We start from the raw sequence: 24,333 nt of genomic DNA, 5'->3' as shown, positions 1-24,333 counted from the left end.
AAGGCGCGTAGGCGCCGGCTCCTGCGCCTGCAATGCCCCATGCGGCATGCGGCGGCAAGGCTTTTTCCGGCGGCATTTTCCTGTATGTTCCATGACGCGGACGGCTTTTTTGGGCCGACAACGTCCCGGAGGTCCATGCCCGACGGACTGCTTTCCCTGCTGTTGCTCGGCGAACTCGCCTGTTGCGTCGCGGTGTTATACCGCCTGCAACCGACGGCCATCCCCTTTGGCGAGGCCTTGTGCCGCGCCCTGGCGCTGACGCTCGCCAGCCTCGGCATCGCGATACAACTCCTTTTCGCCCTGCGCCTCGCCCGCTTCCCCTGGCTGCTCGACGCGGCCGTCTGCGGCCTGTGCTCGGCCGGGCTTACCCGGGGCGAACGCCGCTTCCTGCCGGAACTGTGGCGAGCCCTGCGCCTGGCCGCGTCCTTGCCCGTCGCCTGGCTTCTCGGCGCGGCCATCGCCGGCCTCGGCGTCACGGTCTGGGTCGCGCCGCCGACCAACTGGGACTCCATGACTTACAATCTGGCGCGGGTGCTGGTCATGATGCGCGAGAACACGCTGGCCCCCGCGCACTACGCGACGTTTCGCCAGCTGTCCTTCAGCCCGGGATTCGACCTGCTCCACTGGTTTTTCCTGCGCTACGGCACGGACCGGGCCATCGCCGCCTTCTCGCTAACGGCCTATCTCGCCACCCTCTCGGGCACGTTCGCCCTGGCCAGGCGACGCGGGGACACGGCCTTCGCCCTGCGCACGGCCCTTGTCGTCGCTTCGCTCACGCTTTTGCCTCTGGAGGCCGTCTCCACCAAAAACGACATCGGCGCGGCGGCCATGGCCGTGGCCTGCCTCGTGGCCGCGGGAGGGTTGCTCGATCGCCCCGCCCTCGGCCGGCTTGCCCTGCTGCTCGTCTTCGCCTTTTACGGCATCTCCACCAAAAGCCATTTCGCGCTCTTCGGCGGTCCCTGCGTCGCGCTCGTCCTTTGGGTCCGGCGCAGGGAACTGCGCGCCGCGCTGGCCCGTGCCTGGGCGGCGTCGCGGCCGAGGTTCGCCGGGGCGTCGCTGCTGCTTGCGGCCATGCTTTGCCTGTGCCTGTTCAGCCAGTGGGTGAACCTCACGCGCTTTGGCGACCCCTTCGGTCCGCGCGCGGCCGTGGCCCTGCACGAAAACGCCGACGGCCTGCGCGGCGCGGCGGCGAACCTCACGCGCTACGCCCTGGACGTGCTGGACATCCCCGGGCGCGCCTGGTTCACGGCGCGCCGCGACCTGCACGGCGCACTCTTCGGCCCGGGCAAGGGACCGGGCGCATCCATGGATTTTCACCCCGCCTACGCCCCGGGCAACGCCCTGCGCGAGGACGCGGCCTGGTTCGGCCTGCTCGGGGGCCTGCTCGTGGTCCCCTGCGTCGCGGCGGGGCTTTTTCGCCGGGACGACCTGCTGTGCCGCCTCACGGCCGCGTCCCTTGCCGCATTCGCGCTGCTGGTGGCCTACAAGATCACCTGGTTCAGCTACAACAACCGGTTTTTCACGCTTTTTTTCGCCGCGAGCGCACCCTGCCTCGTCGCGGCGCGGCGCGTCTGGCACGATCGGCGACCGCTTCGCCTGCCGATTCTCGCCGTCGCCGCCGCGACGCTTGCGGCAGCCGTCCTTGCCAACCAGGACCGGCCGCTCCTGGACGCCAGATACCTGCCCGAGGCCGACCCGCCCTTTGCGCCGTCGATCCTGGACCGGCCGGGCACGCGGCGCGACGCCTACGCCGCCTTTTTCAACGCCCCGCTCCTGCTCGATTATCTCGCGGGCGGCATCTATCCCGGCGGCAAGGGTCTGCTCGTGACCGGCAAGGACAGCGTGATCTACCCGATCCTCTTCTACGCCCGCGCCCAGGACTGGGTCGTGGCCGGCCCGGACGCGCCCGTGGCGGCGCTTGGCGACGAGGCATACGACATCCGTGACTGCCAGATGCTTCGCGAGGCCGTCACGCGCTTCGACGTCACCGTCGTCATGGAAAACGAACAGGCGGAGACTTGCCTGGCCGGACAAAAGCCGGCCCTGCGCACGCGCGCGCCCTGGGGCGAGGCGCTGGTCTATACGGCAGGCCGCAACGCCGTACGGCCGTAGCGGGGTACGGCAAGAGGGAGAGAAGATGCCGCCGGCGGCCGGGGGGATCATCCCCCCGGGCCCCCTGGACGGGGGAACGAAGGAATTTGGAAGACAGGATTATTTCACCGGCCAGACACGCAAAACGGGCGGTCCTTTCGGACCGCCCGTTCGTTATTCGCGTGGTCGTTGCGCCTAGCCGTGCGCGCCGGGGAAGAACACGCCGCTGACGTAGTAAAGGATGAACAGCAGCGCCGTGCCCAGGCCGAGGCTCCAGGCGATGAGCTTCTTCTCGATGGGCATGAGCGGTTCCCATTCCATTTTCGAGAGCTCTTCGGAAAACGTCGCGTCTTTCTTTTCAGGTTCCATGCAGGCCTCCTTGCGTATGGTTTGACCCGGCTGTGCTAGGAAGCCAGGGGCGGCTTGACGCCATGGAAGAACAGCCAGGAGATGAACAGCCCGATCCAGATGATGAAGCCGAAAAGGCTCACGATATAGACCAGGGCCAGACGGCCGATGCCCTCATCCCACAGCTTCTTGAAGTTGGACACCACGCCGATGGTGAAAAACGTCAGCACGAAGAAGATGGCCCGGAAGGGGCCGGTGTCGCCGATGGCGGTCTTGCCGAACTTCAGCATATCGCCGCCCTTGGCGCAAAGGACCAGCATGATGATGAAGGTGATGACGTAGCCGAGCACGAAGCGCGGGAAGCGGTCGAGGATCGCGCCGAACTTCATGCGCTCGCCGGGCTTGCACTCGATCATCGTACACCAGATGGCGGCCAGGATGAAGGCCCACACGCCGATGAAGACGTCGATGAAGATCTTGATCGTGGTGGCCGCCATGGTCACCCAGCCTTCCTGGTACTTGATGCCGTCCGCGGCCAGGGCCTGGGCGCGGATCAGCGCGTCGGTGATGACGCCGGAGGCGATGGCGCCGCCGTCGGACTTGACGGCCAGCCCCATCCACGCGCCGGCCACCATGGGCTCGCCGTACATCCAGTGCTGGGCGACGAAGGGCAGGATCAGCATTTCCACGCAGGTGAACACGACGACCAGGGAGGAAACCATGATCGGGACGATGGGCCGGGCGCGGATCGCGCCACCGGTGGCGATGGCGGCGGAAACGCCGCAGATGGAAATGCCGGAAGCGAGCGGAGCCGCCCATTCACGGCTGAACTTGAAGTATTTCCGGGAGATGTAATAAACCAGAGCCCAGTAGATCAGGTACGCTTCGACGATGGCGCAAAGGCCCCGGAAGATGACCGAGGAAGCCAGGCCCAGGGCGTCCACGGACTTGACGCCGAGTTCCGCGCCGAGGATGACGATGGCGATCTTGACGAACATCTCGGGCTTCAGCGCGGGCTTCAGCTTTTCGGCCAGCCCCGGCATGAAGTTGCCGATGAAGATGCCGACCAAAAGCGCGATGATGAATCCCGCCTCGCCGGTCAGGCCCATGGCCCACTTGAGGTTGTACTTCGCGAGCTGGTTGGGCGTGGCCGCGATGGTCGCGTAGTGGCCCAGGGCGAAGCAGAAAAAGCCGATGAAGAACACCAGCGAAAAACTCACCATGAAACGTTTCGGATCGCCGCCCAGGGCCTTGATGCCGAACGCCAGGATCACGGTGACGAAAATCCAGGTCAGGATGAGCGAAAGCACCCCGGACATGCCCTTATAGGCGCCCGTGGCCGCCGAGAACATCTGGCCCGGCTCGATCCAGACGTTCGACTTGACGGCCCAGCCGAGCGGATCCACGCCGCCGAAGTTGAATAGCGACAAGCCGAAAAGGACAAGCCCCAGGATAAGGGCCAGCTTGTCTTCCGTAAGCCATTTTTTTTCCGCCATGACTCCCTCCTTTTGCGTTGACGATGACGCAGCCGTGCCGCGACCGCCCGCACCGCGCGCCCTTCCCGCAGGCGCTCTCCCAAGGCCCGTCGGGACGGCCGCCATGCCGCGCCGATCGCTCCCGCAAGGCCGCGCCACGGCGGCGGCCCGCGTTCGCTCCGTCCTCCCTTGTCAGTCCGGCCGGCGCTTCGCCCGGGAATTCCCTCCCCGAAACCGACGCCGCCGCAGGGACCCGTGTCCCCGCTGCCCCTTTAAGCAAGTCCGGGACCACTTTTACGAGAGAGAGCAACATGCCGGGATAACAAGATGTTTTTTTCAGGCTCGACCAGAGGTGCAAACTCGAGTTAGCACCTCGCATCCCGGCGTTCGCATTGCGTTTTCCACGCTTCCGCACCAAAAAGAAGGTAAGGGGAGGGGCCATGGCCAGACAGCACCCCAGCACCATCAAACATCGCTTCGTGGTGGGCCTTTCGGTCATCATGGCGCTGCTCGGCGTCTTCTTCGCCGTCATCATCTCCATGAACCTGCGCAACCAGCTCGTCACCGACACCGAGCACAAGGCCTCCCTGGTCCTGTCCCAGGCCGAGGCCGTGCAGGCCTACGTGCGCCAGGTCTTGCGCCCGTCCATGTACCACCTGCTGCCGGCGGACGACTTTCTGCTCGAAGCCATGTCCACCTCCTTCGTCACACGGCGGGTGATGAGCGACTTCAACATCCAGGGTGACCAGTACAAGTACCGGCGGGTGGCCATCGGCTCGCGCAACCCCGATTACGAGGCCGACGCCTTCGAGCGCGAGCTCATGGAGCGTTTCCAGCGGGAACCGGAGCTTTCACGCATCGAAGAGATCACCGAGCGCGACGGCGAGGAAGTGTACGTGGCGGCGCGGCCGGTGCGCCTGGACGCCTCGTGCCTGCACTGCCACGGCGACCCGGCCGCCGCCCCCCGGGAACTCCTCGCCCGCTACGGTGACAAGCGCGGCTTCTGGCGACACGACGGCGAACTCGTGGGCGTGGACGCCGTGACCATGCCCGTGGCCGGGGCGCTCGGGCAGATCAAGGGCGCGACCATCAGCTTCATGGGCCTGTTCGCCCTGGGACTCGGCGTTTTCTACCTGACCATGCAAGTTTTTTTCGACCGGCTGGTTGTCGTCAACCTGCGCCGGGTCACGGAAGTGATGCGGCGCTACTTCCCCAAGGAAGTCGGCGAGGAGCCCCGGGAACCCCAGGGCGAAGGCGAGATCGACGAAATCTACGCCGGCATCGAGGCCTTTGCCGCCCGCCTCAAGGAAGCCCGCGGCAAGATCGAGGACCATGCGCAAAACCTCGAGCGCAAAGTCGCGGACCGCACCCTGGACCTCGCCCACGAGGCCGACGAGCGCCGCTCGGACGTGGCCCTTTTCGTCGAACTCTTAAGCATCCTCAACATGTCCCAGACGCGGGCCGAGCTGCTCTCCGGTGCCCTGGCCCGCATCGCCGACCGCTTCGGCGCGCGCACGGCAGCCTACGAATGCGAATTTTCCGGAGGCGGCTCCGTGTCCTGGCCGCCCGGCACGACCGCGCCCCCGCCCCCGGCGGAATGGCGCAAGCTCGTGGCCGGCAACGAACTACGCCTGGACGCCGACGCGGCGCTCATTCCCGTACGCACCACCGACGTCAGCCGTGGCCTGCTGCGCCTGTATTTTCCGCCGGAAGGCCCCGGCCCCGACCCCGAGGCGGCCGACCTCTACCGGGCCATCGGCCAGCAGCTCGGCATCGCGCTCGAAAACCTCGACGCGATCAACTCCCTGCTCGGACAAAACGCCCTGCTCGCCTCCATCTTCGAGGGCATTTCCGACCCCCTGGCCCTGCTCGACGCCAATTTCGGCGTCATCCTGGCCAACGAACCCGCCCGGGAACTGGCCCAGGCGCTGCAAAAGGATCTGGTCCGCCGCCACTGTCCCGCGCCGCCGGCCGGCACGCGGCAAGCGCCGCCCCTGCCGCCGGAGATCTTCGGCCCGCCGATCCCGACGGCGGCGGACGCGCCAGCCCGCTTACAGGGCAAGGGCTCCGTCTCCACGGTCACCCTCCCCGACGGCCGCTCCTTCGCCGTCACCCGCTACCCGCTGGACGCCTCCACCGGCACCACCGGCCGCATGGTGGTCTACGCCCGCGAGAACACCGCCGAGAGGCGCATGCGCGAACAGATGCGCCAGACCGAAAAGCTCGTGGCCGTGGGCAAGCTCGCCGCGGGGCTCGCCCACGAAATCAACAACCCCCTCGGCGTCATCAGCTGCTACGCGGAACTGCTGCGCAGCAACATCGCCGACCCGCAGGCCCTGGACGACCTCGCCGTCATCGAGCGCCACGCCGTCATGGCCAAAAAGGTGCTGCGCGACCTCCTCGACTTCGCCCGGCCGCGACCGGCCACGCCCGGCCCCTGCGACGTCGCGACCCTGCTCGCGAGCCTCTCCCGCATCTTCGAGGTCCAGGCCCAGGCGCGCAAGGTCCGCCTCGTCACGCGCACCGCCCCGTCCCTGCCCCTGGCCAAGGCCGACGCCTCGGGACTGGAACAGGTGCTCTCCAACCTGCTCCTCAATGCCCTGGACGCCGTCGCGGCCGGAAACGGCGAGATCGTCATGAAGGCCGACAAGGCCCCGGACGAAGACGCGGTGCGCATCCGCGTGTCCGACAACGGGCCGGGCATCGCGCCCGAAGACCTCTCGCGCATCTTCGACCCCTTCTTCACCACCAAGGAGGCCGGCCGCGGCTCGGGACTGGGGCTGGCCGTGGTCTACGGGCTGCTGCGCGACATGGGCGGCCGGATCGAAGTGGAAAATGCCGGCGGCGCGGTCTTCACCGTCACCCTGCCGGCCTGCGGCCGCGACTGCCAGGAGGAAATCCCATGAATGAAACCGCGCCGCGCGTGCTCATCGTCGACGACCAGCCGGACTTCGCCCGCGGGCTCACCCGGCTGCTCGCGCCCAAAATCCCCGAAGCCCGGCTCGACCACGTCTGTTCCGGCGAGGCAGCCCTGGAAGACCTCGCCGCGCGCCCCTGCGCCGTGCTCGTCACGGACCTGCGCATGCCCGGGATTTCAGGCCTGGAGTTGCTGCCCCGGGCGCTCGCCCTGGAACCGCGCCTGGGCGTGGTGCTCCTCACGGCCCACGGCGACATCGACACGGCCGTGGCCGCACTCAAGGCCGGAGCCTACGATTTCCTCACCAAACCCGTGGACTCCGAGCATCTGGCCCGGGTCATCGCCAAGGGCCTGGAACGGGCGGAGCTGCTTCGCGAAAACCAGCGTCTTCGCGCCGCGGTCGAAGCCTGCGGCGCAAGCGTCGGGCTCCTCGGCGAATCCCCGGCCATGGCGCAGGTCAAGGAAGCCATCGCCGCCGTGGCCGGCTCGGACTACACCGTGCTCATTCGCGGCGAATCCGGCACGGGCAAGGAACTCGCCGCCCGGGCCATACACAGCCTGTCGCGGCGTGCCGCCGGCCCGTTTCTTTCCGTCAACTGCCCGGCCATCCCGGACCAGTTGCTCGAAAGCGAACTCTTCGGCCACGTGCGCGGGGCCTTCACCGGAGCCGAACGCGACCGGCGCGGCCTGTTCCAGTCCGCCAACGGCGGCGTCATCGTGCTCGACGAAATCGGCGACATCCCCATGAGCGTGCAGACCAAACTCCTGCGCGTGCTCCAGGAACGCGAAGTCCGCCCCGTGGGCTCGAGCAAATCCACGCCCATCGACGTGCGCATCCTCGCCTCCACCAACCAGGACCTCGAAGCCAAGATCGCCGACAAATCCTTCCGCGAAGACCTCTACTACCGCCTTAACGTGCTCACCGTGCGCATGCCGCCCCTTCGCGAACGCCGCGAAGACATCCCGTTGCTCGCCACGGCCTTCCTCTCGCGCGCCTGCCGCGAAACAGGCATCGGCGAAAAGGAATTCTCCGCCGAAGCCCTCGCCGCCCTCGCCGGTCGGGACTGGCCCGGCAACGTGCGCGAACTCTTCAACTTCGTGCGCCGCCTCACCGTCTTCTGCCGCGGCGACGTCATCGGCCCCAAGGCCGTGGCCACCGCCGACCCCGACCAGTCCGACCCCATCGACGGCGACGACGAAGCCGGCATGGCCGCGCCCTACCTCGAAGCCAAAGCCCGCGTCGTCGACGCCTTCACCCGCCGCTACGTCGAACGCCTGCTCGGCCAGACGCGCGGCAACGTCTCCGAAGCCGCCCGGCTGTCCGGGCTGGAACGGGTGTCGCTCCAGAAGATCCTGCGGCGATTGGGCATCGCGGCTGAGGGGTACCGGTGAGGGAGAGAGGAGAAAGAAGCCCTTAAAGGAAGTCTCTTAGTATGCGGCGCTTCGCCCACAGACCGCCCTCCTACCCGCTTGCCACTTCCCCCCGCCCGGGAGGTCCGGGAGGGGATGATCCCCTCCCGGCCGCTGGAGGCAGCTTCCCCTTCGTTCTCTCCCCCTCTCCGCTCCCACTCTCCCCTCAACGCCCCCGCTACCGCCTCGTCGCGACCGCCGTCATGACCCCCGCGCCGATGAGCGCGCCGCCGCCCACGCGGCGCAGGCGGCCCACGAAGCGCGGGTCGCGGATACGGCCGCCGACGCTGCCGGAGAGGGTCGCGTAGGCGGCGGTGTTGCACGCACCGAGGATGACAAAGGTCGCACCGAGAAGAAGGAGTTGCGGCAGGGCCGGGGCCGAGGGGCTGACGAACTGGGGCAGGAAGGCGACGAAAAAGAGGATGGTCTTGGGATTGAGCAGCGTCACGGTAAAGGCGTGGACGAATTTGCGTCCGGCCGGGCACGAGGCCGGGGCGACGGCCGAGGCGTCACCGGCGCGCAGCATGCCGATGCCGAGCCAGACGAGGTAGAGCGCGCCCACGGCCTTGACCATGGTGAAGGCGGCGGCCGAGGCGGAGAGCACCGCACCAAGTCCGGCCAGGGAGCCGGCGCAGGCCACGGCATCGCCCAGGCACACGCCGGCCACGAGGGACCAGACCGATTTGCGGCCTTCGGCGAGGCCGTAGCCGATGACCATGAGCACGGTGGGGCCGGGGAAAACGAGCAGCAGGGACGCTGCCGCGACGAAGGCGAGGTAGAGGGGAAGCGTCATGGCGGACTCCTTTGCCGCCGGATTATCCTTTCCCCGGGAAGGCGTAAATCCCGCAGCGCCGGCAATCGCCGCAACCGGCAGGCGGGCATTTGGCCGTGGGCACGCCGTCGCGGTAGCGCTCCCATTCGCGCCAGAGAAAGTCGCGCGAGACGCCAATATCGACGACGTCCCAGGGGAAGGCCTCGTCACGGGGGCGTTCGCGGTCGAGGTAGGCGGCGATGTCGCCGTCCCAGGATTTGAGCGCGCGGCGGAAGCTCCCGGCGGCGACGGCCTGTTCGATGAGCGGGAAAAGAGCGGCGTCGCCGCGCGCGAGGAGGCCTTGCATGCGCGCGGCGGAGGCGTTTTCCACTTCCACCTTGAAGCCCTTGAGCGGCTTGGCCGCGGCGCGCACAGAGGCGTAGGCCGCTTCGATGGCCGCTTCGGAGGCCATGGGCGCCCATTGCATGGGCGTAAAGGGTTTGGGGACGAGGGGATTGACCGAAAGCGTGGCGTGGGCCACACCGCGCTTGCCCACACCGATGGAGGCGGACGCGGCGACTTCGCGCAGCAGCGGCGCAAGGGATGTGAAATCCTCTTCGGTTTCCCCGGGCCAGCCGACGATCAGGTAGAATTTGAGGTGGTTCACGCCGTGTTTGCCGGCCAGGGAGACGGCGCGCAACAGAGCCTCCACGGACAGATGCTTGTTGGCGGCGCGGCGCAGGCGTTCGCTCGGGGCTTCGAGGGCGAGCGTGAGGGTGCGCAGGCCGGCCTCGCGCAGGACGGCGAGCAGCTCCGGGGTCACGCCGTCGGCGCGGATGGAGGACAGGGAGAATTTCGTGCCGCGCTTTCTCAGCCAATGCAAAAAGGGCAGCAGGTCGGGCCAGTCCGTGAGCGCCGTGCCCACGAGCCCGACCTTGCGCGGGGAGACGTCCTCGACAAGCGCCTGCAAATCACGAAGGCGCGCCTGCCTGGGAGGGCGGTAGACGTAGCCCGCGGCGCAGAAGCGGCAGCCGTAGGGACAGCCCCGGTTGACCTCGACGAGGAACATGTCGCGGAAGGCGGCGTGGCCGGAGACGAAGCAGGAATGGACGGGGTCGGCGAGCAGTCCCGGCGCGTCCGCGCAGTGCGCCACGACGCGAGCGACCGGGGTTTTCGTACGCCCGGGCACGAGCACGCCCGGCATGTCGGCCACGGCGGCGAGGCAGGCGGCCTTGTCCGCGCCGGCCAGGGCCTCACGGCGCAGCCGGTCCATGACGGCGGCGAGCCCGGCCTCGGCCTCGCCGACGAAAAGCAGGTCGAGCACCGGCAGGATGGGCGCAGGGTTGATAAAAGAGAGCGGCCCGCCTCCCATGACGATGGGAAAGTCGGGCCGCGCCTCGGACGTGAGGGGGATTTCCGCCGCGGCCAGTGCGGCGGCCACGGGCAGGTAGTCTTCTTCGTAGCACAGCGAAAAGGCGACCACCGGGAAGCGGGCCAGGGGGAGGCCCGAATCCTCGGCCACGGGTGGCCGGCCCGGGCGGCAGAACACGCGTTCCACGGCCAGGGCGGGGTTTTCGGCGAGCAGCCGCCAGGCGGCCTGCCAGCCGAGCGCCGAGAGGGCCAGGGCGGCGTCGCCGGGGACGGCCAGGGCTATGGGGAGCCGTCCCCCGAAGTCCCGCGTCTCGGGCCTGTCCAGCCCGAAATACACCTTGGCCCGCGTTTTTTCGCTCAAGAAGCCTTCCAACCGCCGGGGGCCTCGCGGCCCCCCGACGGGTCAGGGACGCAGGGGGAATGCCCCCGCGCAGCCGTCGCGCGCCGATTCCTTTTGTTAAAAAATACTGCCGTATCTTTTAAGGGGCACACCGCTAATCCGCCTGCATGCGGATGAAAGAGGGAATTTCGAATTCCTCCTCGTCGAAGAGGAACTCTTCCTCTCCGGCGGGCTGCGCCTTGATCGGGTTCTGGGACAGGGCGGCCTCGGGGTTGCCCTTCTTGCCGCCTTTGCGCAGGTAGGCCGGGATGTTGTAGTCGTTGGCCTGCTGGCTGGAGAGCACGCGCATGCTGCGCGGGCTCTGCATGCCGCCCCCGCCGCCGCCTCCGCCGCCGCCCATGGGCGGGGTGGCCGGCTTCTGGCGGTTGAGACTCGTGATGACTTCGACGGGCTTTTGCTGTTCCTCGCGTTTCTGCGCGGGCGCGGCATCGCGCTGCATGGCCGACTCGATGCCCGTGGCGATGACGGTGATGCGCATCTCGTCCGTGGCGTCGGGGTCGAAGACGGTGCCGAAGAAGACCTTGGCGTCCTCGTGCACGGCTTCGGTGATGGTGGAGGCGGCTTCGTCCACCTCTTCGATGGTGAGGTCCGGGCCGCAGGTGATGTTCATGAGCACGCCGCGCGCGCCGTCGATGGTGACGTCCTCGAGCAGCGGGCTGGTGATGGCCTTGAGCGCCGCCTCGCGGGCGCGGGATTCGCCGCGCGCGGTACCGAAGCCCATCATGGCAAGGCCCATCTCGCTCATCACCGCCTTGACGTCGGCGAAGTCCAGGTTGATCAGGCCCGGGACCATGATGAGGTCGGAAATGCCCTTGACGGCGTAGTAAAGGATCTCGTCGGCCTTCTTGAGCATCTCCATGAAGGTGGCCTTCTTGGAGGCAAGCGACAGCAGGCGGTCGTTGGGGATGGTGATGATGGAGTCCACCACGTCCCGAAGGGCCTGCACGCCCTTTTCGGCCGAGAGCAGGCGTTTCTTGCCCTCGAAATAGAACGGCTTGGTGACCACGGCCACGGTGAGCGCGCCGGCTTCCTTGGCCACCTGGGCGACCACGGGGGCCGCGCCGGTGCCGGTGCCGCCGCCCATGCCGGCGGTGACGAAGACCATGTCGCAATCGCCGATGGCGGCGCGGATGGCGTCGATGCTCTCCAGGGCGGCGTCGCGGCCGACGTCGGGATTGGCTCCCGCGCCGAGGCCCTTGGTGAGCTTTTCGCCGAGCTGGATGCGGTATTCGGCCTGGGACTTCTGCAAGGCCTGAATATCGGTGTTGGCCGTAATGAAGGTCACGCCGGACATGGCCGAGCAGATCATGTTCTCGACGGCGTTTCCACCGCCGCCGCCGCAGCCGACGACCTTGATGCGGGCGTTGGAGCCCTGGTCGAGTTCCAAATATTCCATCTTCTTGTCTCCCCCTAGCGGATCTCCCTGAAAATCCCCCGAAAAAGCGGCCTCTCGCGGACCTACTTCACGTCCACGAACCATTTCCGCATCCTCCCCAGAATGCGGTTGAACACATTTTCGTCGCGGATGCGGAAGCGCTGCTCCACGCCTTCCTTTTCCGCGCCGAACATGAGCAGCCCCACGGCGGTGGCGTACATGGGGCTGTTGACCACGTCCTTGAGGCCCCCGACCTTGTCCGGGTAGCCTATGCGCGTGGGCAGGTTGAAAATCTGTTCTCCCAGTTCCTGGATGCCTTCGATCAGCGCCGTGCCGCCCGTGAGGACGACGCCCGCGCCGATCTGGTTCTTCATGCCCGAGCGGATGAGCTCCTGGTCGACCAGCGCCAGCATCTCTTCCACGCGAGGCTCGCAGATTTCGGCCAACACCTGTCGCGAGAGTCGGCGGGGCTCCCTCCCCCCGACGCTCATGACCTCGATGACCTCGTCTTTTGGCACCATCTCGGCCAGGGCGCAACCATACTTGATCTTGATCTTTTCCGCCGAAGCCATGGGCGTGCGCAACCCGAAGGCGATATCGTTGGTCAGGTTGGTGCCGCCAAGGGCGAGCACCGCGGTGTGCTTGATGGAATCATTGGCGAAAATGGCCAGGTCCGTGGTGCCGCCGCCGAGGTCCACGAGCGCCACGCCGATCTCCCGCTCCTCGCCCGTGAGCACGGCCTTGGAGGAGGCCAGGGATTCGAGCACGATGTCGGAGACGTCGAGCCCGGCCCGGTGGCAGGAGCGGATGATGTTCTGGGCGCTGGTGACCGCGCCGGTGACGATGTGCACCCGCACTTCCAGACGCACGCCGGCCATGCCGAGCGGGTCGGCGATGCCGCGCTGGTCGTCGACGATGAATTCCTGGGGCAAAATATGGATGACTTCCCGGTCGAGCGGAATGGCCACGGCCTTGGCCGCGTCGATGACCCGCTCGATGTCCCGGGGGCCGACCTCGCCGCCCTTGACGGCGATGACCCCGTGGCTGTTGAAGCCCTTGATGTGGCTGCCCGCGATGCCGGCGTAGACCGAGCGGATTTCGCACCCGGCCATGAGCTCGGCCTCTTCCAGGGCCTTCTTGATGGATTGCACGGTCTGCTCGATATTGACGACCACGCCCTTGCGCAGGCCCGTGGAGGGGCTGGTGCCGATGCCCACCACGTCCACGCCCTCGGGCGAGAGTTCGCCGACGACCACGCAAATCTTGGTGGTGCCGATATCGAGTCCGACGATAAGTTCCGACCTGGCCATAAACCGCTCCCTGAACGTTTCCACTCGCGGCGTCGGTGCCGCCCGCGCACGGTTCTACGTCAAACACGCGACGATTTCATTGCCTATTTCGCCCCCCCCGGAGCGAAAGGCCCCCCATAAACGCCGTCGCCGTTGCGCCCTTCCCCTAGCCTTGCGACAGTTCCCCCGAATTGCCGCGCTTTTCCACCCAGACCTTGTCGCCTTCGGCGGTGATGAGACCGACTTTGTCCAGTTCACCCCGCCGGCGCAAGTCCGTCCAGACAAGATTCATGCGCGAGAGGTTGCGGCGCCATTCCTTGGAGCCCAGACACAAAAGGATGCCCGGATCCATGAGGCGGATTTCCAGGCCCCGGCCCCAACTGAGGCGCAACCACGCGATCTGCCCGAAATCGAAGGGAACCTGGTGCTCGGCCACGGCCCGGCGCAGATCGGCCAGCAGGGCCAGGTGCTTTTCCATGCCGGCCTCGACCTCGATCTGGGGCAGGGAAACGAACTGCCCCGGCTCGACCTTGTCGATGATGCGCCCAACCTCGTCGGCGTAATAGAGGGTTCCCTGATACTGCACAAGATAGGAAGGGGCCTTTTCCTTCACTTCCACGACGACGGAGCCGGGAAGCACCCGTTTGACCGTCACCGTGTCGACCCAGGGTTCGCGGGCCAAATCGGCCCGCATCCGGTCCATGGAAAGCGATAGTACGTTGACACCCGGGGCCAGTCCCGCCACCTGGCGGATATGTTCCTCGGACAGCCGGGAGCACCCCGTGATCGTGGCGTTTTGCAGGGCGAAGTAATTGACCGTGGTCAACCAGCGGTATCCGGCCAGAAGCGCCACGCTCACGGCCAATAAAATGGCGCCCATGAAGGCCATGGACACGGCACGGGTGAAAAGCTTGCCCATGCCGCCGAGGCTCACCGTAGGCATGTGCACGGAGTAGCCGCAGCTGCGGGAATTGCGGTTGCGGTTGCCCTTGGATTTGACCACCCGGCTCTTGACGGTCACGCGCGGCGGAGAGCCCGCGTACCCGTTGCGGCGTTTCTTGGCCGCGCCTCCCATTCCGAGCCCGGAAAGCGTTCCTACCCTGACATTCATGGCGCCACCCTCACTTCCAGTTCCAGTTCATGGCCGCTTCGCTCCCGCACGGCCTCCCTTGCCGCATCGATGAGCGCAAACGCCTCGCTGCACGTCCCTCCGCCATAATTCACCAAAAAGTTTGCGTGTTTTTCGGAAAGCCCCATGCCGCCGAACCGTTTTCCCCGAAATCCCGCAGCCTCGAGCAACCGCCAGGCCGCCTCGCCCGGCGGGTTCTTGAACAAACTCCCGGCCGTGGCCGCGGTGATGGGCTGGCTGGCCCGTTTCTGTTTGAGGTTGGCCACCATCGCCCCCCGTATGGCGACGGGCTCCTCCACCTCGCAGTCGATCTCCGCCGCAAGCACCACGAAAAACCCTGCGACGCCCGTCACGGTGAAGCGGCGGTAGGCCGCCGCAAACCCCTCGCGCGCAACCCAGGCGAGCCCCGTCCCGGGCGACCAGACCTGCACCCGGGCCAGCACGTCGCCCATGGCGTCGCCGTAGGAGCCGGCATTGCCGGCCACGGCCCCGCCCACGGACCCAGGCACGCCGATGAGCCCGCCAAGGCCGGAAAGCCCCTGTGTGGCGAGCCAGGCGACCAGGCGTTGCAGTTTGACCCCGGCGCCGACCCGCACGCGGATTTTCCCCTGCGGGCGTTCGTGCAAGATCACCGGCTCCCCCGTGATGCGGGGGCTTACGACCACGAACGGCAGTTCGCCGTCCCCGGCCAGGACGTTGCTGCCGCCGCCAAGGACGAACGGCGCGCCGCCAAGGCCCGTGAGCCTGTCTTCCAGCCCCGCAGCCTCTTCGGGCCGCGTGAAAACGATTTCCGCCAGGGCGCGTCCGCCCAGGCGCAAGGTGGTCCGGTCCGCGAAAAGCGGTCCGGGCCTGACCTCAAGCGTCACCATGCGCCTCCAGGTAGTGTACGCCCACCTGCCAGATGCTGCCCGCGCCAAGGGTCATGAGCACGTCGCCCGGGCGCAGGATGCCGGGCAGGGCTTCCTCCATGGCCGCGAAATCGCGGTAGTAGGACACTTCCGTCTTGCTCACCTGGCGGATGCCCTGGGCCAGGCTCTCGCCGCTGACGCCGGGAATCGGCGCTTCCGAGGCCGGGTAGATCTCCGTGAGCAGAAGCTGGTCCGCCCCGGCGAAACAGGTGCAAAAATCGCCGAAAAGCAGCTTGGTGCGCGAAAAACGGTGCGGCTGGAACGCCACCACCAGCCTGCGGTCCGGGTAGACGGTCCTGGCCGCGGCCAGCGTGGCCTTGATCTCGGCCGGATGGTGGCCGTAGTCGTCGATGACCGTGACGCCGCCGGCCTCGCCCTTGCGCTCGAAGCGCCGGCCCACGCCGCCGAATTTGGCCAGGGCCGCGGCGATGACGGGCACGGGAATGCCGGCCTCGAGCGAGATGCCGATCGCGCCCAGGGCGTTGAGGACGTTGTGGCGGCCGGGATGGTTGAGGCGCATTTCGCCGAGGTCGGCCCCGTCGAGGCTGACCCGGAAGCGGCTGCCGTCGCCGGTTTCGAGCACCGTGCCGCGAAGCCTAGCCTTTTCCCCGAAGCCGTAGGGCAAGACGGGCCGGTTGACGCGGGGCAGGATGCGCGCCACCCCGGGATCGTCCAGGCAGACCACTGCCACGCCGTAAAAGGGAATGCGATTTAAAAATTCCACGAACGCGTCGTCGATGGCCGCGAGGTCGGCGTAATGATCCAGGTGGTCGGCGTCCACGTTGGTGACGACGGAGGCGATGGGCGACAGGCACAGAAACGAACCGTCGGATTCGTCGGCCTCGGCGAGCAGGTACTCGCCCTGCCCCAGGCGCGCGTTGGCCCCGTAGGCGTTGAGGCGTCCGCCGATGATGACCGTGGGGTCGAAGCCGGCCTCGGTGAAAATAGTGGCCAGAAGCGACGTCGTGGTGGTCTTGCCGTGGGTGCCGGCCACGGCGATGCCGGTGCGCAGGCGCATGAGCTCGGCAAGCATCTCCGCGCGCGGGATGACCGGAATGCCGCGTTCCCTGGCGGCCACGACCTCGGGGTTGTCGTTCGTCACGGCCGTGGATTTGACCACGACGTCGGCCTCGCCCAGGTTTTCCCGGCCGTGGCCGATGGCGATGTTCGCGCCGAGGCCGCCCAGGCGCTTGACGGCCGCGCCCATGGCCATGTCCGAGCCCGAGACCTCGTAGCCGAGGTTCAAAAGCACCTCGGCGATGCCGCTCATGCCCGAGCCGCCGATGCCGATCATGTGGATCTTGCGCACCTTGCTCTGCATGGCCCCGGGGCCGTTTCGCGTCGCTTGCCGCATGTTCATTGCGCGCCTCCCCCGGACGCGGCGAGCCGCAACAGCGCCTCGGCCACGGCGGCGGCGGCGTCCGGCAGGGCGGCGGCGGCCGAGGCCCGGGCCATGGCTTCCAGACGACGCGGGTCATTTAAAAGGTCGATGCACATCCCGGCCAGGTCCGTGCCGGGCAGGTCCTTTTGCGCCACGACCACGGCCGCGCCCGCCTTGGCCAGATAGGCCGCGTTGACGGACTGGTGGTCGTGGGTGGCGAAGGGAAAGGGAATGAGCAGGCAGGGCTTGCCCGCGGCCGTGGCCTCGGCGAGCGTGGTCGCGCCGGCCCGGGCCAGGACGAGATCGGCGAAGGCGTAGGCCTCGGCCATGTCCTCGATGAAATTTTCCAGGATCACGCGCGGTGCGCCGGGCACGTCCGGCCGCGTGGCCATGATCGTGGCGGTACGCTCGCGCATGCGCTCGAAATCGGCCCGGCCGGCCTGGAGGCGCACGGTGATCCCGGCGTCGAGCAGGCGCGGCAGGATGTCGGCCACGGCGTCGTTGACCGCCCTGGCTCCCTGGCTGCCGCCGAGCACGAGCAGACGCCTGCCCTCCCCTTCGCGCGCACGGTCGCGGCCCGCGGCGATGCCGCCCCGGATGGGATTGCCCAGGCGCTCGGTCTTTCTCGCCGCAAACGCCCCCCCCTCGTCGGGATAGGTGATGAAGACGCGGTCCACGAAGCGGCCGAGGATGCGGTTGGTCACGCCAGGGACGCTGTTTTGCTCCTGGATGGCCGTGGGGATGCCCATAAGTCGGGCCACGGCCACGGGCATGAACCCGGCGTAGCCGCCGAATCCGGCCACCACGGCGGGGCGCTGCCGGGAGAACAGCTTGACGGCCAGCCCGAACGCCTTGGCCATCCAGAACGGCGCGGCCAGGGCGCGCAGGCCCCTGCCGAACACGCCGCTCGCCGGCAGGCCGACAAAGGGCAGGCCGGCCTTGGCCGCGAGCGCCCCCTCGGGCCCCTGGCCGCCGACGAAGAGGATATCCGCGTCCGGGCGGCGCTCGCGAAGGGCCTCAGCCACGGCCAAAGCCGGAAAAATGTGGCCCCCGGTGCCGCCGGTGGTCAACACGATGCGTGTCATGTCCTGGCGCTCCGGGAAAGGTTGAGGAGGATGCCCACGCACAGGAAGCAGGCGAGCAGATTCGAGCCGCCGTAGCTCAAAAAAGGCATGGCCACGCCCTTGGGCGGCACGCAGCCGAGCACCACCGCGAGGTTGAGGACGAAGCCGAGCCCGAGCACCAGGGCCATGCCATAGGCCGTGAAACGGTCGCGCAGGTCGTCCTGGGCGAGCGCCACCTTGAATGCGCGCCACAACAGGATGCCGATGCACAGAAACACAAGCGACACGCCGATAAAGCCCAACTCCTCGCCGAGCACGGCCATGATGAAGTCGTTATGGGCCTCGGGCAGATAGAACAGCTTCTGCTTGCCCGCGCCGAAACCGGCTCCGACGATGCCGCCCGAGCCAAAGGCGTAGAAGGACTGGACGAGCTGGTAGCCGACGTTTTGCGGGTCCTTGAAGGGATCGAGAAAGGCGAACCAGCGTTTGAAGCGGTAGGGCGAGGAGGCGATGAGCAGGCCCATGGCCCCGATGCCGAACATCATGGACACGGCGAGGTAGGTGATGCGCGTGCCGCCGACGAGGCTCATGAGGAAAAAGAGCATGCCGAGAAAAACCGCGCCGCCGAAGTCGGGCTGGAGCAGCAGGATGAGCCCGAGAAAGCCCGTGACCATGACCGGCGGGATGAATCCCACGGAAAAGGAACGGACGAGCTTCTGTTTCTGGCTGAAGAAATAGGCGAGGTACATGACCAACACCACCTTGGCCAGCTCCATGGGCTGCAACGTGGCCGGCCCGAGGTGCATCCAGCGCCGCGCGCCGCCGGCCTTGACGGAAAAGGGCGGCACGAGGGTGAGCACGAGCAGGCCGATGATGGCGAACAGCCAGAGGTAGACCGGGCCGTGCAGCACCTTGCGCGGCATGTAGGCGCAAATCGTCATGAGCCCGACGCTGACCAGGGCGAAAAGGGCCTGGCGCTGGAAGAAAAAGTAGCGGTTGCCGTTTAAGCGCTCGGCCATGACGCCGCTCGAGGAAAAGACCATGACGAGGCCAAGGCCCGCCAGGACCAGGGCCGCGCCCAGAAGCCAGAGGTCGAAACGGCCGGGCAGCTTGTTTTCGGCCGTGGCCACGCGCACCGCGCTCATGTCCGCTCCCCCGCGTCCCTGTTCATGGGCAAGGCGGCGAAAATCCGCTGGAAATCCCGCCCCCGGGCCTTGTAGCCGTCGTAGAGGTCGAAACTGGCCGTGGCCGGGGACAAAAGCACCACATCGCCGGGCTTTGCTTCGGCGAAAAGCCGGGTCATGGCCGCTTCCAGGGTCGCCTCGTGGAAAAGGGGCACCTGCCCGGCCCAGGCGGCCTCGAACACCTCGCGGTTGGCTCCGAAAAGCCCGACAGCGGCCACGCGCTCGCGCACGAGCGGCGTCAGCGCGGCGAGGTCGCCGCCCTTGAACACGCCGCCGGCTAAAAGCCGCACCGGGCGCTCGAAGCTGCGGATGGCCGCCTCCATGGCGGCGACCGTGGTGGCCTTGGAATCGTCCACGAAAAGCACCCCGCCCTTCTCGCCGATGACCTGCAGACGGTGTGGCGCGGGCACGAAAGTCGCAAACGCCTTCCCGGCGAGTTCCTCGCTGACGCCGAACGGCGCGGCGGCGAGGAAGGCGGCCTCCATGTCCTGGCGGTTGTGCGCGCCAATGAGCCTCGGGCAGGTGAAGCGGTCCGTGCCCGAAAACCAGACGACCTCGGCCTTGGTGAAAGCGCGGCCGGCCAGGGCGTCCCGCATCTCTTCCGGGGCGATGGCGAGGTCGTCCGGGCGCTGGGCGGCGAAGATGCGCAGCTTGGCCTCGAGGTATTCGGCGAGGTCCGCGTGCCAGTCCAGGTGGTTGGGGGCGAAATTGAGCAGCACGGCCACGCGGGGGCGAAAGGTGCGCGTGAGCTGCAACTGGAAGCTCGACACCTCGAGCACGACCACATCGGCGGGGTCGCCGGAGAGCACGTATTCGGACAGCGGCGTGCCGATGTTGCCGCCGGTGAAGACTTTGTTGCCCGCCGCCTCCAGCAGGTGGCTGACGAGCATCACGGTCGTGGTCTTGCCGTTGGAGCCCGTGACCGCGACCATGGGTTCGGAAACGAACCAGGAGGCGAGCTCCAGTTCGGAAAGCACCTGCGCGCCGGGGCAGGCGGCCAGGCAGTCGGCAAGGCCCGCGGCGCGGATGCCGGGCGAGAGCACCACCATGTCCGCGCCCGCGAAATCGGCCGGGCCGTGCGCGCCCAGGCGCAGGTCATACCCGGCTTCGGAGGCTTCCTCGCGAAAGGCGTCGGCCACGGCCTTGGCGTTTTTCTCCAGAAAGCGCACGGACGCGCCCAGGCGGGAAAGCAGCCGCGCGGCCGCACGACCGGACGCGCCGGCCCCGACCACCACGGCGAGGTGTCCGCGCAGCTGATCGGCATGGAGGAGATCGGACATAACTTTCGGCCGCCTAACGCAGTTTGAGGGTGGAAAGCCCGACAAGCGCCAACAGGATGGAGAGGATCCAGAACCGGATGATGATCTTCGATTCCGGCACGCCCATGAGCTCGAAATGGTGGTGCAGCGGGGCCATGCGGAAAATCCGCTTGCCGCCGGTCATCTTGAAGTAGCCGACCTGGAGGATGACCGAGACGGTCTCGGCCACGTACAGGCCGCCGACGACGATGAGGAGCAGCTCCTGCTTGCACAAAAGCGCGAGGAATCCGAGCGCCCCGCCAAGCGAGAGCGAACCCACGTCGCCCATGAAAATCTGCGCCGGGTAGGCGTTGAACCACAAAAACCCGAGTCCCGCGCCGACCATGGCCCCGCAGAACACCGTGACCTCGCCGACGCCGGAAACGGGCATGACTTGCAGGTAGCGCGCCATCTGCGCGTGGCCGGCCACATAGATGAACAGCGAAAACATGGCCGCGTTGACGATCATGGGGCCAATCGCGAGCCCGTCCAGGCCATCGGTCAGGTTCACGGCGTTGCTGGCCGCGATCATGACCAGCATGGCGAAGGGATAGTAGCCCCAGCCGAGGTCTGGATTGATGTGCTTGAAAAAGGGCACGGCCAGGCGCGTGGAATACTCGGGGTCGGACAGCAGCACGGCGGCGGCCACGCCCGAGACGATGAGCTGCCCCAGGAGCTTGCCCCGTGCGGAGAGGCCCTTGTTCTGCTTCTTCACCACCTTGGCGTGGTCGTCCACGTAGCCGAGCGCGCCGAATCCCAGGTACACGAAGATGGTCATCCAGACGTATTCGTTGGCCAGGTCGCCCCAGAGCAGCACGCTGACCAGGATGCAGAAGGCGATGAGCAGGCCGCCCATGGTCGGGGTGCCGGCCTTGCGCTGGTGGGCGGCCACATCCTCGTGGATGTACTGGCCGTACTTGAGGCGCGTGAGCCAGCGAATGAACCGCGGCCCGAAGACGATGGAAAGGACCAGGGCGGTCAGAAGCGCCGCGATCGACCGGAACGTGATGTAGCGGAAGACGTTCAGGGCGCTTAAATGCGCCGCAAGCGGCACCAGCAGGTAATAGATCATGCCGAGGCATCCTTCTGGAGGCTCTGGGTGAAGGCTGCCAGGTATTCCTCCATGCGCATGGAACGCGAACCCTTGAAAAGCAGCACCCCGCAGTCGAGGCCCAGGGGCGTTGCGGCCTCGACAAAGGCGTCCGGGGTGTCGACCACGGCGAAACGGCCGGAAAAGCCGGAACGGGTCAGGCCCTCGGCCACGGCGTCGGCGTAGTTGCCGTGAAAAAAGACGGCCTTCGCGCCGCTGCACCCGGCGATCTCGCCGAGGCGCGCGTGTTCGTCCGCGGCATGGGCGCCCATTTCGCGCATCTCGCCGAGCACGAGGACGAGGGGTTTGTCCTTTGCGGCCTCGGCGGCCGAGGCGATGGCGCGGCGCATGGACAGCGGATTGGCGTTGTAGGTGTCGTCGATGATGGTGAAGCAGCCCTGGCGGCGGCACAGGAAACGCTGCTCGGGCATCACGGCCGTCTCGAGCCCGGAGACGATCTGCTTTTCGCCCGCGCCCAGGATATGGGCGGCGGCGGCGGCGGCCAGGATGTTCTCGGCGAAATGCCCGCCCGTCAGGGGGGTGACGGCCTCGAGCTCGAGATCGCCGAGCTTGAGGAAAAAGCGGCCGCGCCCTTCGGAGAGCGCGCCCAGGTACTTGGCGCGATACGGGGCGGCGTGGCCCGCGCCCTGGCCCCTCACGGACATGCCCCGCACGCGCGGGTACACGGCCAGGGCCGCTTCCCAGAGCTCGGGATAGTCCATGGACGCGAGCGCCACGCCGCCCGGACGCAGCGCCCCAAAAAGCCGCGTCTTCTCGGCGGCGACGCCGGCCACGTCGCGAAGGGCCTCGAGATGGGCCGGGCCGACGTTGTGGATCACGGCGATGTCCGGCTCGGCGATGGCGGCCAGTGGGGCCATTTCGCCGGGAGCGGAGATGCCGAGCTCCATGACCCAGAAGCGGTCCGTGGCCGCGGCCTCGAGCATGGACAGCGGCAGGCCGATGCGGTTGTTGTAATTTTTATAGTTCTTGGCCGTTGGCCCGACCCGGGACAGGATCGCGGCGCAAAGCTCCTTGACCGTGGTCTTGCCGGCCGAGCCGGAGACGGCCACGAGCTTGGCCTCGACGCTCTCGCGCCAGGCGCGGGCGAGCTTGCCGAGCGCGGCCACGGTGTCGCGCACGAGGAGCACCGGCGTGCCTTCGGGCAGGCCCGACAGGGGCCTGTCGGCCAGCACGGCTGCCGCGCCCTTGGCCACGGCCTCGGCGGCGAAATGGTGGCCGTCCAGGCGCGCGCCCGGCACGCAGACGAACAGACAGCCCGGGATCACGGCCCGGCTGTCGATGCGGACGGCCTCGATGACGGGATTGCCCCGCTCCCCCACGTCGCCGACGGCCCCGGTGGCCGCGAGGATAGCAGACAGGGTCATGCGCATCCGGTGAGCTCCCTGACCACGGCGGCGTCGGAAAACGGGTACTTCACGTCGCCGATCTGCTGATAGGTTTCGTGTCCCTTGCCGGCGATGACCAGCACGTCCTCGGGCCGCATTGCGCCAAGGGCCAGTTCGATGGCCCGCCGCCGGTCCGGTTCGAGGATGGCCCGGCGGGCTCCGGCGAGCCCGGGCTTGGCGTCCTCCATGATGGCCAGCGGTTCCTCGTGGCGGGGATTGTCGGAGGTGAGCACGGCCACGTCGGCGTGGCGCGCCACGGCCGCGGCCATGAGCGGCCGCTTGGTGCGGTCGCGGTCGCCGCCGCAGCCGAACACGGCGTAAAGCTTGCCGGGCGTGAACTCCCTTGCGGCGGAGAGCACGTTTTCCAGGGCGTCCGGGGTGTGGGCGTAATCGACCAGCACCGTGAGTCCGGCCGGGTTGGGGATGCGCTCCAGGCGGCCCGGCGCGCCGTGGCAATCGGCCAGGGAGGCGAAGGTTTCGGCCGACAGGCCGAGCGCCAGGGCCAGGCCCATGGCGGCCAGCAGGTTGGCGGCGTTATGGCGGCCGGGCATGGGCGAGGCGACCTCGAAGGCCTCGTCGCCGAAAGTCGCGCCGAGCACCAAGCCGTCGCGGCCGTGTTCGCGGATGCCGCCGGCGAGCAGCCGGGAAAACCCGTGTGGCGGCTTGCCGAGGCCATAGCCGATGGCCTGGGGAAATTCGCGCAAAAGCCGCAGGCCGAAGGGGTCGTCGAAGTTGAGCACGGCCCTCGCCGGATCGACGCGGTAGGCGCGGAACAGCTTGGCCTTGGCCGCGAAATAGGTCTCCATGTCGCGGTGGTAGTCCAGATGGTCCTGGGTCAGGTTGGTGAAGGCGGCGGCGGCGAAGGCAAGGCCGGCGAGGCGGTCCTGGTCCAGGGCGTGGGAGGAGGCCTCCATGACGGCGAGGTCGCAACCGGCGCGGTCCATGGCGGCGAGGTTTTCGTGGATGGTCAGGCAGTCCGGGGTGGTGAGCGACGCGTCGCGGGAAAAGCCGGGCCAGCGGTAGGCCACGGTGCCGAGCACGCCGACCTTTTTACCGGCGGCGGCGCCCAGGCATTCAAGCAGGTAGCTGACCGTGGTCTTGCCGTTGGTGCCGGTCACGGCGGCCACGGGCATGGCCATGCGGTCGGTGCCGTAGCGCGCGCCGGCAAGCGTTCCCAACGCGACGCGCGGGTCGTCCACGGGAACGAATCGCGCGGCCGCGCCTTGCGGCAGCGCCGTGCCGGGCACGCCGACCACCCAGGCCGCACCGCGCGCCACGGCGTCGGGAACGAAACGCGCACCGTCGGCCGCGTTGCCGGCCATGGCCACGAACACGCCACCCGGCAGCACCTTGGCCGAATGCGCGGCCACGGGAACCCCGCCGGCCCGCACCGTTTCCACCAGGGCGGCGAACGCCGCGTCGCCTGCTGTCGTCATCATTGCTGCG

At 67.9% G+C, this 24,333-nt stretch carries 18 protein-coding genes; 3 read left to right on the top strand and 15 right to left on the bottom strand.

Annotated elements, in window-relative coordinates; all coding sequences use genetic code 11:
- Window positions 1–135: 135 nt before the first annotated feature.
- Window positions 136–2,112 carry a hypothetical protein gene (locus Q368_RS0104760; protein WP_029457729.1) on the top strand — a complete coding sequence of 659 codons (1,977 nt, stop codon included), beginning with the start codon at window positions 136–138 and terminating at the stop codon, window positions 2,110–2,112.
- A gap of 174 nt (window positions 2,113–2,286) precedes the next feature.
- On the opposite strand, the gene Q368_RS26585 is transcribed toward Q368_RS0104760, so the two are convergent.
- The gene (locus Q368_RS26585) at window positions 2,287–2,460 is read right to left on the bottom strand and encodes a hypothetical protein (RefSeq protein WP_169740589.1); all 174 of its coding nucleotides are present in this window, start codon (window positions 2,458–2,460) and stop codon (window positions 2,287–2,289) included.
- Between the two features lie 35 nt (window positions 2,461–2,495).
- The gene (locus Q368_RS0104750; RefSeq protein WP_029457727.1) at window positions 2,496–3,935 is read right to left on the bottom strand and encodes a putative sulfate exporter family transporter; all 1,440 of its coding nucleotides are present in this window, start codon (window positions 3,933–3,935) and stop codon (window positions 2,496–2,498) included.
- A 419-nt stretch (window positions 3,936–4,354) separates the two neighbouring features.
- On the opposite strand from Q368_RS0104750, the gene Q368_RS0104745 reads away from it, so the two are divergent.
- Window positions 4,355–6,820, top strand: a complete 2,466-nt coding sequence (locus Q368_RS0104745; protein WP_029457725.1) for a c-type heme family protein — start codon at window positions 4,355–4,357, stop codon at window positions 6,818–6,820.
- Window positions 6,817–8,223 (top strand): sigma-54-dependent transcriptional regulator, encoded by a 1,407-nt coding sequence (locus Q368_RS0104740; RefSeq protein ID WP_029457723.1) that lies wholly within the window; start codon window positions 6,817–6,819, stop codon window positions 8,221–8,223. Before Q368_RS0104745 ends, Q368_RS0104740 begins: the two co-directional genes overlap by 4 nt.
- Window positions 8,224–8,419: 196 nt before the next feature.
- Here the strand turns inward: Q368_RS0104740 and Q368_RS0104735 are convergent, their stop codons facing one another.
- The 13 genes from Q368_RS0104735 to Q368_RS0104675 form a co-directional block, all read right to left on the bottom strand.
- Window positions 8,420–9,034 (bottom strand): LysE family translocator, encoded by a 615-nt coding sequence (locus Q368_RS0104735; RefSeq protein WP_029457721.1) that lies wholly within the window; start codon window positions 9,032–9,034, stop codon window positions 8,420–8,422.
- A 22-nt stretch (window positions 9,035–9,056) separates the two neighbouring features.
- Window positions 9,057–10,724 carry a radical SAM protein gene (locus Q368_RS0104730; protein ID WP_029457720.1) on the bottom strand — a complete coding sequence of 556 codons (1,668 nt, stop codon included), beginning with the start codon at window positions 10,722–10,724 and terminating at the stop codon, window positions 9,057–9,059.
- A 133-nt stretch (window positions 10,725–10,857) separates the two neighbouring features.
- Complete coding sequence (gene ftsZ / locus Q368_RS0104725) at window positions 10,858–12,159, bottom strand: cell division protein FtsZ (protein WP_029457719.1); 1,302 nt, start codon at window positions 12,157–12,159, stop codon at window positions 10,858–10,860.
- Window positions 12,160–12,221: 62 nt separating this feature from the next.
- The gene (ftsA, locus tag Q368_RS0104720) at window positions 12,222–13,448 is read right to left on the bottom strand and encodes a cell division protein FtsA (protein WP_009109895.1); all 1,227 of its coding nucleotides are present in this window, start codon (window positions 13,446–13,448) and stop codon (window positions 12,222–12,224) included.
- A 145-nt stretch (window positions 13,449–13,593) separates the two neighbouring features.
- Complete coding sequence (locus tag Q368_RS0104715; RefSeq protein ID WP_029457718.1) at window positions 13,594–14,538, bottom strand: cell division protein FtsQ/DivIB; 945 nt, start codon at window positions 14,536–14,538, stop codon at window positions 13,594–13,596.
- Window positions 14,535–15,425 (bottom strand): UDP-N-acetylmuramate dehydrogenase, encoded by an 891-nt coding sequence (murB, locus tag Q368_RS0104710; protein WP_029458098.1) that lies wholly within the window; start codon window positions 15,423–15,425, stop codon window positions 14,535–14,537. The genes Q368_RS0104715 and murB overlap by 4 nt, the downstream gene beginning before the upstream one ends.
- A complete protein-coding gene (gene murC, locus Q368_RS0104705; RefSeq protein ID WP_029457717.1) occupies window positions 15,412–16,785 on the bottom strand; it encodes a UDP-N-acetylmuramate--L-alanine ligase in 1,374 nt (457 codons plus the stop codon). Before murC ends, murB begins: the two co-directional genes overlap by 14 nt.
- A 35-nt stretch (window positions 16,786–16,820) precedes the next feature.
- Window positions 16,821–17,930, bottom strand: a complete 1,110-nt coding sequence (gene murG, locus Q368_RS0104700) for an undecaprenyldiphospho-muramoylpentapeptide beta-N-acetylglucosaminyltransferase (RefSeq protein ID WP_029457716.1) — start codon at window positions 17,928–17,930, stop codon at window positions 16,821–16,823.
- Complete coding sequence (ftsW, locus tag Q368_RS0104695; RefSeq protein WP_029457715.1) at window positions 17,927–19,054, bottom strand: putative lipid II flippase FtsW; 1,128 nt, start codon at window positions 19,052–19,054, stop codon at window positions 17,927–17,929. Before ftsW ends, murG begins: the two co-directional genes overlap by 4 nt.
- Window positions 19,051–20,373: a UDP-N-acetylmuramoyl-L-alanine--D-glutamate ligase gene (gene murD, locus Q368_RS0104690; RefSeq protein ID WP_029457714.1), complete on the bottom strand. Its 1,323-nt coding sequence runs from the start codon at window positions 20,371–20,373 to the stop codon at window positions 19,051–19,053. Before murD ends, ftsW begins: the two co-directional genes overlap by 4 nt.
- A 13-nt stretch (window positions 20,374–20,386) precedes the next feature.
- Window positions 20,387–21,463: a phospho-N-acetylmuramoyl-pentapeptide-transferase gene (gene mraY, locus Q368_RS0104685; RefSeq protein WP_029457713.1), complete on the bottom strand. Its 1,077-nt coding sequence runs from the start codon at window positions 21,461–21,463 to the stop codon at window positions 20,387–20,389.
- Window positions 21,460–22,866 carry a UDP-N-acetylmuramoyl-tripeptide--D-alanyl-D-alanine ligase gene (locus Q368_RS0104680; RefSeq protein WP_245611282.1) on the bottom strand — a complete coding sequence of 469 codons (1,407 nt, stop codon included), beginning with the start codon at window positions 22,864–22,866 and terminating at the stop codon, window positions 21,460–21,462. The genes mraY and Q368_RS0104680 overlap by 4 nt, the downstream gene beginning before the upstream one ends.
- Window positions 22,863–24,326, bottom strand: coding sequence for a UDP-N-acetylmuramoyl-L-alanyl-D-glutamate--2,6-diaminopimelate ligase (locus Q368_RS0104675; RefSeq protein ID WP_029457711.1), 1,464 nt, complete (start codon window positions 24,324–24,326; stop codon window positions 22,863–22,865). Before Q368_RS0104675 ends, Q368_RS0104680 begins: the two co-directional genes overlap by 4 nt.
- Window positions 24,327–24,333 lie beyond the last annotated feature (7 nt).

Source organism: Solidesulfovibrio alcoholivorans DSM 5433 (genome assembly GCF_000702665.1).
GTDB classification, from domain to species: Bacteria; Desulfobacterota; Desulfovibrionia; order Desulfovibrionales; family Desulfovibrionaceae; genus Solidesulfovibrio; species Solidesulfovibrio alcoholivorans.
The sequence above is the reverse complement of the archived record's forward strand: the minus strand, read 5'-3'. Positions and strand labels throughout refer to the sequence as shown.

Excerpts from the sequence above, each read along its gene's own strand:
- Q368_RS0104760 (WP_029457729.1), top strand. The coding sequence starts at position 136 with ATGCCCGACGGACTGCTTTCCCTGCTGTTGCTCGGCGAACTCGCCTGT.
- Q368_RS26585 (WP_169740589.1), bottom strand. The coding sequence starts at position 2,460 with ATGGAACCTGAAAAGAAAGACGCGACGTTTTCCGAAGAGCTCTCGAAA.
- Q368_RS0104750 (WP_029457727.1), bottom strand. The coding sequence starts at position 3,935 with ATGGCGGAAAAAAAATGGCTTACGGAAGACAAGCTGGCCCTTATCCTG.
- Q368_RS0104745 (WP_029457725.1), top strand. The coding sequence starts at position 4,355 with ATGGCCAGACAGCACCCCAGCACCATCAAACATCGCTTCGTGGTGGGC.
- Q368_RS0104740 (WP_029457723.1), top strand. The coding sequence starts at position 6,817 with ATGAATGAAACCGCGCCGCGCGTGCTCATCGTCGACGACCAGCCGGAC.
- Q368_RS0104735 (WP_029457721.1), bottom strand. The coding sequence starts at position 9,034 with ATGACGCTTCCCCTCTACCTCGCCTTCGTCGCGGCAGCGTCCCTGCTG.
- ftsZ (WP_029457719.1), bottom strand. The coding sequence starts at position 12,159 with ATGGAATATTTGGAACTCGACCAGGGCTCCAACGCCCGCATCAAGGTC.
- ftsA (WP_009109895.1), bottom strand. The coding sequence starts at position 13,448 with ATGGCCAGGTCGGAACTTATCGTCGGACTCGATATCGGCACCACCAAG.
- Q368_RS0104715 (WP_029457718.1), bottom strand. The coding sequence starts at position 14,538 with ATGAATGTCAGGGTAGGAACGCTTTCCGGGCTCGGAATGGGAGGCGCG.
- murB (WP_029458098.1), bottom strand. The coding sequence starts at position 15,425 with ATGGTGACGCTTGAGGTCAGGCCCGGACCGCTTTTCGCGGACCGGACC.
- murC (WP_029457717.1), bottom strand. The coding sequence starts at position 16,785 with ATGCAGAGCAAGGTGCGCAAGATCCACATGATCGGCATCGGCGGCTCG.
- murG (WP_029457716.1), bottom strand. The coding sequence starts at position 17,930 with ATGACACGCATCGTGTTGACCACCGGCGGCACCGGGGGCCACATTTTT.
- ftsW (WP_029457715.1), bottom strand. The coding sequence starts at position 19,054 with ATGAGCGCGGTGCGCGTGGCCACGGCCGAAAACAAGCTGCCCGGCCGT.
- murD (WP_029457714.1), bottom strand. The coding sequence starts at position 20,373 with ATGTCCGATCTCCTCCATGCCGATCAGCTGCGCGGACACCTCGCCGTG.
- mraY (WP_029457713.1), bottom strand. The coding sequence starts at position 21,463 with ATGATCTATTACCTGCTGGTGCCGCTTGCGGCGCATTTAAGCGCCCTG.
- Q368_RS0104680 (WP_245611282.1), bottom strand. The coding sequence starts at position 22,866 with ATGACCCTGTCTGCTATCCTCGCGGCCACCGGGGCCGTCGGCGACGTG.
- Q368_RS0104675 (WP_029457711.1), bottom strand. The coding sequence starts at position 24,326 with ATGATGACGACAGCAGGCGACGCGGCGTTCGCCGCCCTGGTGGAAACG.